Consider the following 14,224-nt stretch of genomic DNA (forward strand, 5'->3'; position numbering starts at 1 on the left):
CTTCTGGCCCGATCGCTTCTGGCTCAAGCCGTTCTGGTCAACCTCAGCTCGCTGGTTTCGCGACGAGAAGAATATCCGCGCCGTCCTTCAGAATCTCGAGCCTCATCCCAGCCGACGGCGCGATACGCCACGTGTAGTACGCCTGGATCGTGATGGCATCGAGCGCCAGCGGCTTGCCGGCGACGAAGTCGGTTAGATACTGAGGTGGCCGCGCAGCCGTGCCCTTGCATCTGATGAGGAACGTCGGTTGCTCGAATGAGCCGCCGATGGAAACGTCGATCTCTCCGCCGCGCGGCAAGGCCGTGACAGCGGAAGCGATGAGGTTGAGAAGAAGCTTCACCTTGTCTTTGGCGACAAGACCCGGCGCGCCACGCCATATCAGCTTGTGCTTGCCCTGCGTGATGGCGACGAAGCCGCGAGAAATTTTCTCGGCGGTCGTCAGGTCGATCATGCTGCCGGCCGATCCGGCGGCGCCGAATGCAAAACGGGCGAATTCCAATCGCGCGGAGGCCTGTTCCGTGACGTTCCGGATGACGTTCAGCGCATAGCTCTTCGCTTGTTCGTCATCCTCCTCGTCGAGGATTTCCAGTCCGTTGAAGATAGCGCCGACCGGATTGATGATGTCGTGACAGATCTTGCTCGAGATCATTGCCGCGAGTTCGAGATCGGTCGGCGGAACGCGCTGGTTCATTAGTGACCCTTTTCTGAGATTCTCTCGATCGAGAGTGTGCCGCAGCTCAAGCGCGACAGCGCGACGCGAACCGGCGGAGGCGGCTTGCGATAATGCCCCATGCTCTGATACATGCGCCGAACGACGGTTGCCAAGTCTCGCGGCCGGTGGGCCGTCCAGGCCCGGATTTTCATGGAAGACATGGGTCTTACGCGCCACGGTAAGAGCTGGGGCGCGGTCAAGCGTATTCGTAATCGCGGGCTCTGTCCGCGCCAACTGATTCGAACGGGGTTAGCTTCAAGATGTCGCCAATCGACGTCAACGATCACGATGCACTGATCGCAGCCTTGCTTCCGGCTGTCCGTGAGGCGGGCCGCCTCGAGATGGCGCATTTCACGAACGGCGTGAAGTTCGAGCAAAAGGCCGACAGGTCGCCCGTAACGGCTGCCGATCGTGAGGCCGAGGACATTCTGGTGGCAGCGTTGACGGCGGTTGCGCCGGATGTGCCCGTCGTTGCGGAAGAGCGGATCGCGGCCGGCGCCAAATGCGAATACGCGAAGCGATTTTTTCTCGTCGATGCGCTCGACGGAACGCGGCTGTTCATCCGCGGCAAGCCGGAGTTTTCGATCAACATCGGTTTGGTCGAGGACGGTAAGACGCGGTTTGGTTTGATCTATCTGCCCCCGTCTGAGCGCCTGTTCGTGACGAGGTCGGATGGCTTCGCTTACGAAGCCAAGCTTTCCCAGAAAGACGAACTGCCGTTTGCAGCAATGCAGTTCAAGCGCCTCGTCACACGAACACCTGATCCGGCTGCGCTCGTAGCGTTCAATAGCCGGGGCGTTGGAAGTGCGAGCGCCGGGCTCTTGGCAACGCTCAAGGTTCAGGACACGAGACCGCTCGGATCGTCGATGAAGTTCTGCCTCATCGCAGCCGCCGAAGGCGACCTCTACGCGCGGTTTGGCGAAACATACGAATGGGATACCGCCGCCGGCCAAGCCATACTCGAGGGCGCCGGAGGATCGGTCACGAAATTGGACGGATCGCTACTGACGTACGGGCATTTCGAGCGTAGCTACCGCAATCCCTATTTCATCGCCTGGGGACGCCAGCCGCTGTGGAGCGGCGGCGAGGCCGAATTGGCAGCGCCGAGGGCATAAGCAACGCGAAGCGGCCATACTTTAGCAACACATAGCGGCGAATCTGTAGAATAGGATTCGGGCGCACGCTCGGTCTTCTGGAGGGTGCACGCATCGCGTGCGACGACCGGGCCAGATCTTGTCAAAACTCGGTCCTGCCAAAAAACGTGTTGCGAAAAAGAACAAGTGAGGGGTCACGCCGATGCGGCGCCGCGGCTTCGACGGAATAGCGCGAACTAAAGGTGCGGCCAGGAATGCGGCCAGGAAAGCGGCATGCGCATCGATCTTCAGTCTCATAACGTGCCTGATCGTAGGCGGCTCGAGCGCTGGGGCGCAAGACGACGCCTATAGGCCGCCCGCCGACACCTACACCGGCCAAAGCGGCGTCGACACGTACCGTTCAGCTCCGCCGCCCCCCGACAATAGCTACGCCCCTCCGCCGCGAGGCGCGGCAGGCGGCGATCCCTATGGCCCCTACAACGGCCCCCGTAATCAGGGTGCCGACCAGGGTGGTGATCCGGGCGGCTACGGCGCCCCTTACGCTCCGCCGCCGCAAGGCGCGGGCAGGGACGAACGCTATGAACCCGGTCCGCCCCCAGGGGCGTCCGAAAGAAGTTCGTATTCGGAAGATGAAATCATCCGCGCAGGGAACAGCTTCTTCGGAAAAATCAGCGGCGGACTGGCGTCGGCAATCGAATGGGCCTTCCAGAAGGCTGGTAGGCCAAATGGTTACATTCTGGGACAAGATGCGGCCGGAGCGTTCGTCGCTGGTCTGGCCTACGGAGAAGGAACTCTCTACACGAAGGATGCCGGCTCCTTTAGGGTCTACTGGCAAGGTCCTTCTGTCGGCTATGATTTCGGCGCTGACGGATCTAAAGTCATGACGCTCGTCTACAACCTTCGCGATCCGAACGACATATTCGATCGTTTCGGCGGCGTTGAGGGTTCGGCGTATCTTGTAGGCGGCGTGAGCGTGCAGTTTCAGAAGTCAGGCCATGTCTCGTTAGCGCCAATTAGGGCGGGGGTAGGCCTCCGACTGGGTGCCAACGTGGGTTATTTGAAGTATACAAGGAGTCCGACCTGGAACCCCTTCTGATGCCGGTGGTCGGCTCAGTGCTGGTTCGATATTGCAGTGAGACCCAAAAGGGGGTTTCTCTGCCGGTCAGGGAACGTTGCTGTCGGCGGGGGCCGCGAAGCTTTTCATTGCAGGGCGAGTTTTCTTGATAACCCTTTCCGCCGCGATGCTCGTGATGTTGGGCTTTCTGATCGCGGCCCTGATCGTGGTTGTGCTTTTGCCTGCGTACCGCCGCCGCGTCGAGCGCTTCACCTCCGAAGCATTGAAGCGGACACTCCCGCTCACCGAAGCCGAAATTCGCGCCGACAAGGACCGCTTGCGCGCTGACTTCGCGATGGAATTGCACCGCCTCGAGTCCAAGCTCGAGGAAGCCGGTCTTTCGGCTGCCCGCCAGCGGGTCGAGGTCAATCGGCGCGATGCGAAGATTCAGGAATTGTCCGAGGCGATCGCCGACCAGAAGATGAGCGTCGAGGAGCATGAAAATGCCCGCCGCGTTCTCGAACAGGCGATCCTCGATAGGCTCCCGAAGGTCGAGCAGCGTCTCGCCGAAACGCGAAAGCTGCTTGCAACGCGCGATCGTGAAATCAAGACGTTGTCTGCAACGAGCGCCAAGCAAGCCGCCGCGCTCGAGGAGGCATCGCAACTCAACAAGCAGCGAGAGAGAGAGCTGGCGCAGCTGCGCACGACGCTCGACACGCGAGCCATTCGCAATCGTGGCGCCGCCGCAGGCGCGAGTGCCGATAGCAACGTCGCTCTTCGCACAGAGCTTGAAGCGATGCGCGAGAAGACGCGCGAACAGGCAGCGCTGATCGAACGCCTCAAAGGTGCGGCCGCCGTCGCTCAATCGTCTCCCGATCGCGACGAACAGAATGCGGAGATCAAGAGGCTTCTGCTCGCGCTCGCCAAGACGGAAGCCGAACTCACCTCGCTGAAGTCGAGCATCGGCGGCGACGACGCCGAGCGGATGGCGCTTGAGGATCGCGTTGCCGATCTTCAGGCGGCCGTTGATACCAAGTCGACCGAAATGGCGAAGCTCCGGGCCGCACTCAAGGTCTACGAAGAAAAGGATGCGCCGGCCGCCGGTATGATGGAGAAGGCCGACTTTAGCGCTCTGCAGGCCGAACTCGAAAACCAGCGCCGCGTCATTACGGAACTTCGCGCCGAGATCGCCGCGGGGCAGGAGCGCCTGTCGCGCCAGGCCCTCCGCTTCCACGAAGAGCTGCGCCGGATAACTCCCGAGACGGTTGTCGAAACGCCATCCGATAGGGCAAACCCGGCAAGGCCGTCGCTCGCTGAACGCATTTCGACGCCTCGCGGGTCGCGACCCGCTGGGAATGTGTCGGGGAATGTCGCCGACAAGCCGTCGAACGGCGACGGCACAGAAACGCCCGAACAGCGCGCCGATCAACGCCCCGATCAGCGACAAGGATCATACCTCCGCGCCCTGAACGGCAATGGTGCCGGCGGACCCGGCGATACGGCCCCGGAGAGAGCCGACCGGCCCCCGCCATTACCGGCCGGCGAAGCCGATAAAAACGCGGACAGTCCCGCAGCCGCTCCCCATCGACCGCGCCTTCTTGAGCGCATAAGCGGTATCGATAAGCGCTAGTAGATCGAAACGATTGGATCGGACTGGGGCCCACGGCGTTCTCTGGGATTGCGTTGTCAGCCGTACGTCCCATTTTATCGGGCGGCGCAGGCTACGTTGACTTGGTAATTCCCCTTGCGAGCGGTGGATCATGACGGAAGTGCCAGAGTCGCATAACAAGTCGCATGACGAGCACGATGACGGGCACGACCACGCCGGTCACAATCACGGGATCGGATCTCACGGCCACAGTCATGTGCCGAAGGATTTCGGTTTCGCGTTTGCGCTGGGTGCGGGGCTCAACATCGGCTTTGTCCTCATCGAGGCGATTGCCGGCTTCTTCGCCAACTCGATGGCGCTCGTCGCGGACGCGGGGCATAACTTCGGAGATGTGCTTGGTCTTCTGATGGCTTGGGGCGCAAGCGTCCTCGTAAAGCGCCGGCCGACCCTGAGCTTCACCTACGGCTTCGGATCTTCGACGATTTTAGCCGCACTCGCCAATGCGGTTCTGCTGCTCGTCGCCGTCGGAGCCATCGTACTCGAAGCCGTTCAGCGGCTGATCGAGCCCGCGCCCGTTGCCGGCGGCATGATGATCGTCGTGGCGTTCGCCGGTGTCCTGGTCAACGGCTTCACCGCTTGGCTGTTTTCGTCAGGCGGCGAGCGCGACGTCAATATCCGCGGCGCTTATCTGCACATGATGGCCGACGCAGCCGTCTCGCTCGGCGTTGTGATCGCTGGTATCACCGTATTGCTGACGGGATGGTACTGGGTGGACCCCATCGTCAGCCTCATCATCGCTGCAGTGATCGTCTGGAGCACGTGGGGACTGCTGCAGGACTCCATGCGGCTCGCGATGCACGGAGTGCCGGGGAACATCAATGCTGCGGACGTGCAGAACCGGCTGTTGCAGCTGCCCGGCGTCGTAAGCATCCACGATCTCCATATCTGGCCGATGAGCACCACTGAAACGGCGTTGACGTGCCACCTCGTCATGCCGGACGGGCACCCGGGCGACGCCTTCATCGAAATGGCGACGAAAATGCTTCACGACCAATTTGAGATCCGTCACGCGACCCTTCAATTCGAAGTCAGCAGCGATGCCCCGTGTGGCCTGGGTGCAGGCTGCACCGCGGGCAACGGCACTCCGGCTAGCCATAGCGCGCACGCATGAAGCCTCCGGCTACGTCTGGAATGCTCCGCAAAAACACAACCCTTGCAGCAATCGATAAGTAAAATCGATTGAATCGAGAAGGATTTCGCGTTGGAATGATGTTGTGACGGAAAGCATGCTACGGCAAAGCTTAGCCGGAGAATTTCATGCCTTCAATCGTAACAGTCATTCCGCCCGTCTCGCCAGAGAAGCACGTGCGTGCGAGACTTGTGCGAGGCGTCTGGCCAGGGCTCTTTCTAACGACGGCAATCGCCTGCGCCGCCTTTGCCCTTCGCGAAATCCCGGGCGTCGCGACCTTCAGCCCGATGATCCTCGCGATCGTCATTGGCATGGCTTTTCACAATATCGTGGGCACGCCCCTGCAGGCCAAGGACGGCGTCGCGTTCTCGCTTCGCCGCATCCTCCGCTTCGCGATCATCCTGCTCGGCTTTCAGTTGACGGCACAGCAGATCGCCGAGGTCGGCTCGCACGGATTTACAATCATTGTTGCGACGTTGTTGGCAACGTTCACGTTCACGACCTGGTTAGGGCGCATGATTGGCGTTGATCGCAAGCTCACTCAACTCATCGCAGCCGGAACGTCGATCTGCGGTGCGTCCGCCATCATCGCAACAAACACCGTCACCAGAGGTCACGACGAAGACGTCGCTTACGCCGTCGCTTGCGTAACGATCTTCGGGTCGATCGCGATGTTTGCTTATCCGCTCCTGCCGGGTCTGCTGCACCTCGGTCCGCACGCATTCGGCTTATGGGCTGGTGCTTCGATTCACGAGATCGCCCAGGTCGTCGCAGCTTCCTTTCAAGACGGCCAGTCGTCCGGCGAATTTGGAGCCATAGCCAAGCTCAGCCGCGTCATGCTGCTCGCACCGATGGTGATCGGCCTCGGCCTTCTCGCAGCACGGCGCCAGAAACACTCGGGGACGGCGGCCGCCACGCGAAATGCGCCGATGCCATGGTTCCTTTTAGGTTTCATCGCGCTCGTCGCATTGAACAGTTTGATCGTCATTCCATCCGAAGTTAAGGCCGTGATCGTTCCGTCAACGACCTTCCTGCTGTCGATATCTCTGGCGGCAATGGGCCTCGAGACCGACTTCGCGAAGCTGAAGGCCAAGGGCCTCAAGCCGCTTTTGCTCGGCGCTCTATCGTCGCTATTCATTGCGGGCTTCAGCCTGGCTCTGATTAAAGTGGTGACTTGAATGTGAAGAGGCCCACATGACCCTCGAGCAATTGCGCATCTTCGTTGCCGTCGCCGAGCGTCAGCACGTGACGCAAGCTGCACAGGAAATCAACATCACGCAGTCGGCAGCGAGTTCCGCAATCGCCGCGCTCGAAGAGCGCTATGCGGTGAAGCTGTTCGATCGTGTCGGCCGCCGCATCGAGTTGACGGACGCCGGCCGCATATTTCTAAGCGAAGCGCGAGGCGTGCTCGCGCGCGCTGCGACGGCTGAAAAGGCGCTGCAGGATCTGGCCGGAATGAAGCGCGGCACGCTGTCGATCGTCGCCAGCCAGACCATCATCAACTATTGGCTGCCGCCCTTTCTCGCGACGTTTCATCAGCGTTATCCCGACATCAAGTTGAAGCTCAGCGCGGGCAACACGCAACGAGTGGCAACCGCGACCCATGAGGGCGCGGCCGACATCGGCTTCATCGAAGGCGCAATCGACAATCCTAACCTCTCGGTGCGCAGCATCGAAGGCGACAGGCTCGTCATTGTTGTGGGGCCGGCTCACGCTCTTGCTGCGAAGCCCAATCTTGACCGCTCCGATATCATGTCGATCAAGTGGGTTTTGCGCGAGCAGGGTTCCGGAACGAGGACCGAATTCGAGCGAGCGCTTAAAGCATTGTCGCTGACCTTGGCCGATCTCGATGTCGCTCTAGAGTTGCCGTCGAACGAGGCAGTGTGTGCCGCCGTCGAAGCCGGTGTCGGGGCGACGGCCATTTCAAATCTGGTCGTAGAATCGGCGCTACTTTCGGGCAGGCTCGTTTCGCCGGATTTTCCCTTGCCGCGCCGCTCCTTCTACGTTTTGCAACACAAGCAGCGCTACGTCAGCCAAGCCGAATTGGCGCTTCTGGAGCTGGTCGGGGCGGGTCCCGCATCGCCCGTACGGCGCCAGGAGAAGGAGAAGCCGCCAGCCGGATGATCAGTCCGGCAATCGTCACAAGGCACGCGCAAGGCAAACCTGGAACAGATCAGCTACTGTGCACATGACTCGGGGCTGGCCATGAAAATTCTTCTCGTCGGACATGGCTACGTGGGGTCCTACCTGTTACCGGCCCTGGTTCTGGCCGGACATGACGTCTCGGTGTGCGATCAGAACGTCGACCGCCTCGCAGGCGTCCCGAACGCGATGCGCTGCCGGTACCAGGAACTGACCATCACGGATCTCGCGGATTTTTCGGTCATCCTTTGGTTCGCCGGACATTCGAGCGTTCCGATGTCGCTCAGCGATCCCGATGGCGCGCTCGCCAACAACTGTCTCGACCTTCTCCATTTTGCGCGCCGCAAGCCGCTCAATGCGCGTTTGATCTACGCCAGCACCGCGAGCGTCTATTCGGTGATGATGTCGGAGAACGGCATCGCGCCGCCCTCGCTCGACGAATCCGAGACGAGGCTAGATCCGGTCAATCCCTATGACTGCTCCAAGGTTTCGATGGATGCGCTCGCCCGCTGTTTCGCCAACGCGATAACGGGTCTGCGCCTCGGAACGGTGTGCGGAATGAGTCCGTTCCTGCGGCCGGAGCTGATCTTCAACGCGATGAATATCGCAGCCATGCGCGACGGCTGTGTTCAAGTGCGTAATCGCAGATCTTATCGCAACATTCTCTTCCTCGAAGACCTCGCGCATTACGTCCTGAGGATCGTCGAGCTGCGCCATGATCTGCCGCCGATCCTCAACACGGGTTCGCTCAACGTCAGCATCGGCCAGCTGGCTGACAGCATCGCAGCCTTCCACGGCGTGCCGGTCGTCGACCACGGCAACGCGCTCACCTACTCCTTCCAGATGAACTGCCAAAAGATCCAGTCGCTGTGCGGCGCACCGCGACCCATCAGCATCGCCGAACGCTGTGAGCGGTTCCGCGAGAGCTATCATCCTAAGCTACAAGCAGCATCATGACCGCAGATTGCGAACGACGGCGCACGTGCATTGTTTGCGGCGGCGAAGCGAAGCCATTGCTCGACTTGGACGTTCAGGCGCCCGCTAATCTGCTGCTCGCAGGGCCTGATGAGCTGCACGAAGCCTTTCCTCTGGGTTTCGCGATCTGCCCTACCTGCACGCACGGGCAGCTGACCCACTTCGTCGATCCGGCCAAGCTGTTCAAGCATTACCTCTATGCGAGCGGCACGAGCGGAACGCTCAAAGCTTACTTCGAATGGTTCGCAGACACGTTGCTGCGCGCGAGTAGGCCCGGCGCGCGCGTTCTGGAAATCGCCTCGAACGACGGCAGCCTCCTGGGGAGCCTGGAAGCACGAGGCTTCGACGCTGTCGGCGTCGATCCCGCGGAAAACCTCAACAAGATCGCCACCGCGGCCGGCAGAAAAGTCGTCACCGGCTTTTTCCCTGACGCCCGGCCAGAGGGGCAGTTCGACATCATCGTCGCGATGAACGTCGCGGCCCACACGCCGGACCCGGCGACGTTCATGCGCGGCGTGCGAGAATGCTTGGCGCCGGGCGGCGTCGCGATCATCCAGACCAGCCAGGCATTGATGATCGCCAACGGTGAATTCGATACCGTCTATCACGAGCATTATTCGTTCTACACCGTCGCTTCGATGGCGCGCCTCGCGGAAAACAACGGCTTGCGCGTCGAAGCTTCGCAGCTGACCTCCGTGCACGGCGTAAGCCTGCTATCGTTCCTCCGGCGAGCGGAAGACCACGTCGCGCCGTTCGCTTTTGATGGCAGCAAACCCTTTTCCGTCGCGTGGCCGTCGCCGACGCCACCCTCGCTGTCCCGCGACCTTAGAGGCTCGGAGGTCTTGAGCGCATATGCAACATTCGCCGACGGTGCGAAGACCGCAATGAGCGCCGCCGCTGCCGTCGTGAAGAAGCATCGAGCCGCGGGCCGGAAAATCGCGCTCGTCGGCGTCGCCGCGAAAGCCCTGACGTTCGTTCGCGCTGCAGGCATTGTTCCGGACGTCTATCTCGACGAAGCCTCCCTCAAGGTCGGGCTGACCATTCCAGGCACGCCGCATGCGATCGAGCCATTCAGCAAAGCCGCCGACATCGCGGGCGACACGACGTTCCTGATCGGAGCCTGGAACTTCGCCGATGAGCTGATGGCGAAGATCAGGCGGCACAGCGGCGGCGTCTCGCCGAAATTCGTGATCTATTTTCCGAAGCTTGTTGAGATCGGGTGAGACTACAATGGCCAAGCGGGTCGTCATCTCGCATTTCTTCAACGAAGCTTATCTGTTGCCCTGGTGGCTCCGCCATCATCGCGAGATATTCGATCACGGCGTCCTGATCGATTATCATTCGACCGATGCCTCCGTTGCGATCTGCCGCGAACTCGTGCCCCATTGGGAAATCGTCTCCTCCGAAAACGCCACGTTCGCCGCGCTTCTGTGCGATTTCGAAGTGATGAAACATGAGCAGCGTTTTCCGGACGCCTGGAAACTCGTGCTCAACACCACGGAATTTTTTGTGGCGCCCGGTCTGGAAAAGATGGAGCGCGTAGTCGCCCAGCACGACTTGACCGGCGTGCGCCTGCCGGGTGCCGTGATGGTCGATACCGACCCGAACAATCCGCCCGATCCGTCGCGGTCCCTGGTCGAGCAAAAGGCAACGGGCATTTGGGAGGACGAGATCGACTTCGCCGCTCTGGCCATACCGGGGCTGACATTTCCGACCCGAAGCAGGCTCTATCATCGCTACGCGATCGGCGCCTACACACCCGGCCGTCACGCTTCGCATTTGCCGCGCCAATGTAACGGCAGCCGCGAACTCGGATCGATCCGGTGGTACGGGTTCAGTCCGTGGTCGAATGCATTCAAGGCGCGCAAGATTCAGATTTCGGACCGGCGCGATAGCTTCGACGTCAAGAACGGTTTCGGCGCGCAGCATCAGGCTGACATCGCCGAGCTTGATGGGCGCTGGTCGAAGCTCAGGCCCTTGAGCGGCAAATTACGTAACGCCGCCTAGAACCGCTGATCGCCGCGACTGCGCGGCTAGCCGAAATTTGGCATTTCCGTCGCGGCGATCGTCTCGCGCAATATTCTCGCCTGATCGCGCTTCGCGAACACCTCGAACCCGCGTCGCTCGAGTTCCTGACGGCGCGGCTCGTCGCGAACGAGCGCCACGCAGCTCCTGACGATATCGTCATAGGGCACAGCCAGCATTGCGCTTCTGATGTCCTCGTCGATCTCCGTGCGGGGGCCGCACTCCGACACGACCGCTTTGCCGTTTGCGAGAAGATACGAGGTCCTGACGATTTCGTGGATGCTGTCTTCGTAGAAGTGCAAGTTCAGAACGACTTTCGCTTCCGCAATCGCCTGGTCGCGCGCCTCTCCGTAAACACTGAAGAGGTGCTTGACGTTCAGTCCGGCTGCCATCAGACCCGCAAGGATCGCTTGGCGGCGAGGATTAATGCTGCCGTAGAAGAGGACGTCAGTCGTCTGCTCGGATGGCGGCAGATTGCGCGTCATCTCCGGAGTGTAGCCGATGCTGAAATGGCGGACGTACCGGCTGCCCGTGAGGCGGCGCAACGCCTCGATGTTCCGCACGCTGTAATCCCAAACCGCGAGCCGGCTCAAAAGGCTCAAATAGACGGGCTGCGAGCGCACATCGAATCCAGTGACCTGCTCGAGATTGATGATCACCGTGTTCGACGGAATCCGGTCCGCAAGTTCTGGCGTATCGATGAGATGAGCGCCGAGCAGCAGATTGATGCCGGAGTTTCCTAGCGCATTGGTTTTGCGCTGAACGTCGACGCCGAGCGATTTGAATGCGCGCTCGAAGCCGAGCGTAAGGTCGTCGAACGCAGCCGAGTGCGGATTGCCCTCAGGCGTGATCGTCACGATGGTAACTTGGCGCCATGCCGGAGGGATGAGGTCGTTGCTGAGGAACTCCAGCCCAAACAAGTCCGCATCGGGCAACGCAGCCGGATGAACGGCCGGCGGCGCGGCGGGCGCGGACTTGAGACGAGCCGACCGTTGCGAAACGGCAGACTGGAGCTTGCTGTGCAACTCCAGTGCGCTCGGCTCGAGACCGAGTGCCGTGGTGTAAGCTTCCGCAGCCTCGTCGAACTGCCCGAGGTTGATGAATATGTCGCCCAGCATTTCCCACGACGGTGCGGAATTGTAGCCGAGGCTGATGGCTTTTGCTTTGGCTCGCGCCGCGAACTCAAGCTGGCCCATGGGGATGAGAACCGTCGCCAGCGCTTCGTACGCTTCGGCCGCGTCGGGCTCTTTCACGATCGCCTTGGCGAAGAGCTCCGCGGCGGCATCGAGATCGCCGGCGCGCGCCACCTGCAACCCTTCGAGGAGCAGTTCCGTCGCCGAGGCCGCAGCGGCATCGAATGCCGCGACGTTGCCGTGAAGCCCTTCCGCCGGCGCCTCGCCGTCATCGATCAGGTCAGAAAGCGAAGGCCATTGATTCGTCGCCATCGAGTTCTCCGGGCAAACACGTTCAAACGGAGGTCTCGCCGAAAAGCGGAGCCGCCGAGCGCATTTTTGAGATTTAGACCGGGAACCATGCGCGAGACTGTCGCCCGAGCGCAGGCCTAGAGCGATCCGGAACCGGAATGACCGGTGCTGCCCGCTCGCTCCTTAGCGATGGCTGCGATGGCCCGAACGTGCAGTTGCTCAACGGCGGAGGCCTGGTCCGATAGGAAGAGGTACGCCGGGTGTGCCTCGTCGAGGGCGGGTAGAAGCTTGATCCCTGCCTTGTGCCACACGCACCACGCGATCTCGCCGGCGAGAACCATGTCGGGAGAAAAAGAGATCTGGATGGGATCTCCGGTGGCAAGCCCCTGAATTCCGTCAACGCGGAGACCGGACGCGGAAAAATCCACGACCCGCACGTTCTGACTAACACCCCGGCATTCGAGGATTGCAGTAAAGCTCACGCGCTGCCGCGGATCCCGTCGACGCAAGAAATTTCGTGACAAAGCCATCTGCCGCATGTGCCCCCCAACCAGTCGTTGAGCTTTCAAACCGTGCCGGCAGACGCAATTCGCATCCCCGCGCGCTCTGAACCTGATTCAAAGTGGTTACAAAGTACTATCTAAGAATTATCGGATCGTTACGATGATTCCGAAAAACCGGCGTCCGCGACCCATTCCACATCTTCGGACAATGCCCGGCACGACAAAACGTTGCATTTCTCCCGAGGGACTAGTTAATTAAGGTTAATACTCTCGATTCGAGGAGAAGTTTATGCGACCAGAACTTGAGGCCGTACTTGAAGCCTACCGGCAGGATGCAGCTGTCGAGGAACAATTGATCCAGGAGATCTTGACCGTGCTCGCCGTAACCGGCGCGGCGCGCAAGCGGACTATCCAGGAGCTATCGCAGGTCGTCAGTCGTCACACCATCAAGGCCGCCGAAGACCGCGACTATCGTCAGAACTCGGAAGAGTTGGCCCGCTACGATTTTCATCAGCCGCTTCGGCAGATGTAGCGCGGGCGCGGAGCGTGCGGTCTCGCGAAGCCTCCCGCGAGCTCCGGCCTTTCATGAGCAAAGCAGCCAGCCTTCGCGATGAGAAATGAAAAGATGAAAAATTCTCTTTCTCCCGTCGCCCGCGTAAGCGCAGGCATTGTCGAGATGACGGGCAACATCGCAGACGGTGTCCGTCGTCACGCGTCGCGACGGAACCCGCGCGCGGACGAGCCAATGCCCAAAAACGCCCCAGGCAGCGCGAAAAGCCGCGCGAACGACCAGCCTCGCCGTCAACCGGCATTGCGGCGAGCTGCGGTATCTGAGCATCAGCCACGCGCGTCTGAATACGCGATCGAGCATCGCAGTAGGCCGGAATTTGACGTCCAGCGCTTTTGTTCCGAGCTCGAGGAATGGCGCGCCGCCTTGGTCTCGCTGCCGACGGAGCCTTGTGCAATCGGATATCAGCACCCGGTGGAACAGAGCGCAGCGGTCCCGAGTCCTCATCGATCGATAGCGCCTTACGAGGCGAACAAATCATCCGCTTCACTCGAAGCCAATGTAGCCGATGCCGTTCAGAGGCTCGGAGGCGACTCCAACTTCGGTCCGCTCGATCTGCGTGACCCGCGGCGGGCGATCGCTTGATTCCCAGACGGCTGTGTTGATGTTGATGGTCGTCGCCGCTGCCCGTAATCGGCGCACGCGCAAGGGTGTGGCGCTAAGCTCTCGTCAAAAAACCGCTATCTAATCCCTGCGTGCTGACATGTTCGCCAATGCAGCGACTGCGGCTGAGGTGATTAGGCCACTGTTCCCCGAATAACCGGTCAGCGCACAGATTTATGTGAATCGGAACGAAGTCCAGGTGTGCGGGCACCTTTCACGACTACTACTCACATAGTACCTAAGAACTACAACTTGCGATTCGTGGTGTCATTCACCGCGCCCGCCAATTCGAACGGAAGGCGTCCGCTTTTCCGAACGCGATGTTG

The 14,224-nt window shown here is 60.8% G+C and carries 14 protein-coding genes; 10 read left to right on the forward strand and 4 right to left on the reverse strand.

Translation table 11 applies throughout. From position 1 onward, the window contains the following. Positions 1-43 precede the first annotated feature (43 nt). Both AC1DK3_RS03725 and AC1DK3_RS03730 read right to left on the reverse strand, forming a co-directional pair. The gene (locus tag AC1DK3_RS03725; RefSeq protein ID WP_339085371.1) at positions 44-691 is read right to left on the reverse strand and encodes a histidine phosphotransferase family protein; all 648 of its coding nucleotides are present in this window, start codon (positions 689-691) and stop codon (positions 44-46) included. After that, the gene (locus AC1DK3_RS03730; RefSeq protein WP_092867886.1) at positions 691-873 is read right to left on the reverse strand and encodes a hypothetical protein; all 183 of its coding nucleotides are present in this window, start codon (positions 871-873) and stop codon (positions 691-693) included. The genes AC1DK3_RS03725 and AC1DK3_RS03730 overlap by 1 nt, the downstream gene beginning before the upstream one ends. Positions 874-972: 99 nt before the next feature. On the opposite strand from AC1DK3_RS03730, the gene AC1DK3_RS03735 reads away from it, so the two are divergent. The 9 genes from AC1DK3_RS03735 to AC1DK3_RS03775 all read left to right on the forward strand — a co-directional run bounded on the left by AC1DK3_RS03735 (position 973) and on the right by AC1DK3_RS03775 (position 10,782). Continuing rightward, positions 973-1,827, forward strand: coding sequence for a 3'(2'),5'-bisphosphate nucleotidase CysQ family protein (locus tag AC1DK3_RS03735; protein WP_477190938.1), 855 nt, complete (start codon positions 973-975; stop codon positions 1,825-1,827). Between the two features lie 181 nt (positions 1,828-2,008). Continuing rightward, a complete protein-coding gene (locus AC1DK3_RS03740; protein WP_477190939.1) occupies positions 2,009-2,902 on the forward strand; it encodes a DUF1134 domain-containing protein in 894 nt (297 codons plus the stop codon). A gap of 124 nt (positions 2,903-3,026) precedes the next feature. Next, the gene (locus tag AC1DK3_RS03745) at positions 3,027-4,490 is read left to right on the forward strand and encodes a coiled-coil domain-containing protein (protein WP_477190940.1); all 1,464 of its coding nucleotides are present in this window, start codon (positions 3,027-3,029) and stop codon (positions 4,488-4,490) included. Positions 4,491-4,620: 130 nt separating this feature from the next. Then, entirely contained in the window at positions 4,621-5,640 is a 1,020-nt protein-coding gene (locus AC1DK3_RS03750; RefSeq protein ID WP_477190941.1) for a cation diffusion facilitator family transporter, read from the forward strand. A 146-nt stretch (positions 5,641-5,786) separates the two neighbouring features. Further along, the gene (locus AC1DK3_RS03755; protein WP_477190942.1) at positions 5,787-6,836 is read left to right on the forward strand and encodes a YeiH family protein; all 1,050 of its coding nucleotides are present in this window, start codon (positions 5,787-5,789) and stop codon (positions 6,834-6,836) included. Between the two features lie 16 nt (positions 6,837-6,852). Further along, on the forward strand, positions 6,853-7,782 hold the full coding sequence (locus AC1DK3_RS03760) for a LysR family transcriptional regulator (RefSeq protein WP_477190943.1): 930 nt from the start codon (positions 6,853-6,855) through the stop codon (positions 7,780-7,782). 81 nt (positions 7,783-7,863) lie between these two features. Then, positions 7,864-8,757: an NAD-dependent epimerase/dehydratase family protein gene (locus AC1DK3_RS03765; protein WP_477190944.1), complete on the forward strand. Its 894-nt coding sequence runs from the start codon at positions 7,864-7,866 to the stop codon at positions 8,755-8,757. Further along, a complete protein-coding gene (locus AC1DK3_RS03770; RefSeq protein ID WP_477190945.1) occupies positions 8,754-9,998 on the forward strand; it encodes a class I SAM-dependent methyltransferase in 1,245 nt (414 codons plus the stop codon). Before AC1DK3_RS03765 ends, AC1DK3_RS03770 begins: the two co-directional genes overlap by 4 nt. A 7-nt stretch (positions 9,999-10,005) precedes the next feature. Then, the gene (locus tag AC1DK3_RS03775; RefSeq protein WP_477190946.1) at positions 10,006-10,782 is read left to right on the forward strand and encodes a glycosyltransferase family 2 protein; all 777 of its coding nucleotides are present in this window, start codon (positions 10,006-10,008) and stop codon (positions 10,780-10,782) included. Positions 10,783-10,808: 26 nt separating this feature from the next. Here AC1DK3_RS03775 and AC1DK3_RS03780 read toward each other — a convergent pair whose 3' ends face one another. Next, a complete protein-coding gene (locus AC1DK3_RS03780) occupies positions 10,809-12,245 on the reverse strand; it encodes a tetratricopeptide repeat protein (RefSeq protein ID WP_477190947.1) in 1,437 nt (478 codons plus the stop codon). Positions 12,246-12,361: 116 nt separating this feature from the next. Beyond that, the gene (locus tag AC1DK3_RS03785; protein ID WP_477190948.1) at positions 12,362-12,763 is read right to left on the reverse strand and encodes a PilZ domain-containing protein; all 402 of its coding nucleotides are present in this window, start codon (positions 12,761-12,763) and stop codon (positions 12,362-12,364) included. 253 nt (positions 12,764-13,016) lie between these two features. On the opposite strand from AC1DK3_RS03785, the gene AC1DK3_RS03790 reads away from it, so the two are divergent. Next, positions 13,017-13,259, forward strand: a complete 243-nt coding sequence (locus AC1DK3_RS03790; RefSeq protein WP_477190949.1) for a hypothetical protein — start codon at positions 13,017-13,019, stop codon at positions 13,257-13,259. Positions 13,260-14,224 lie beyond the last annotated feature (965 nt).

The organism is Hyphomicrobium sp. 01T421, from assembly GCF_056398805.1.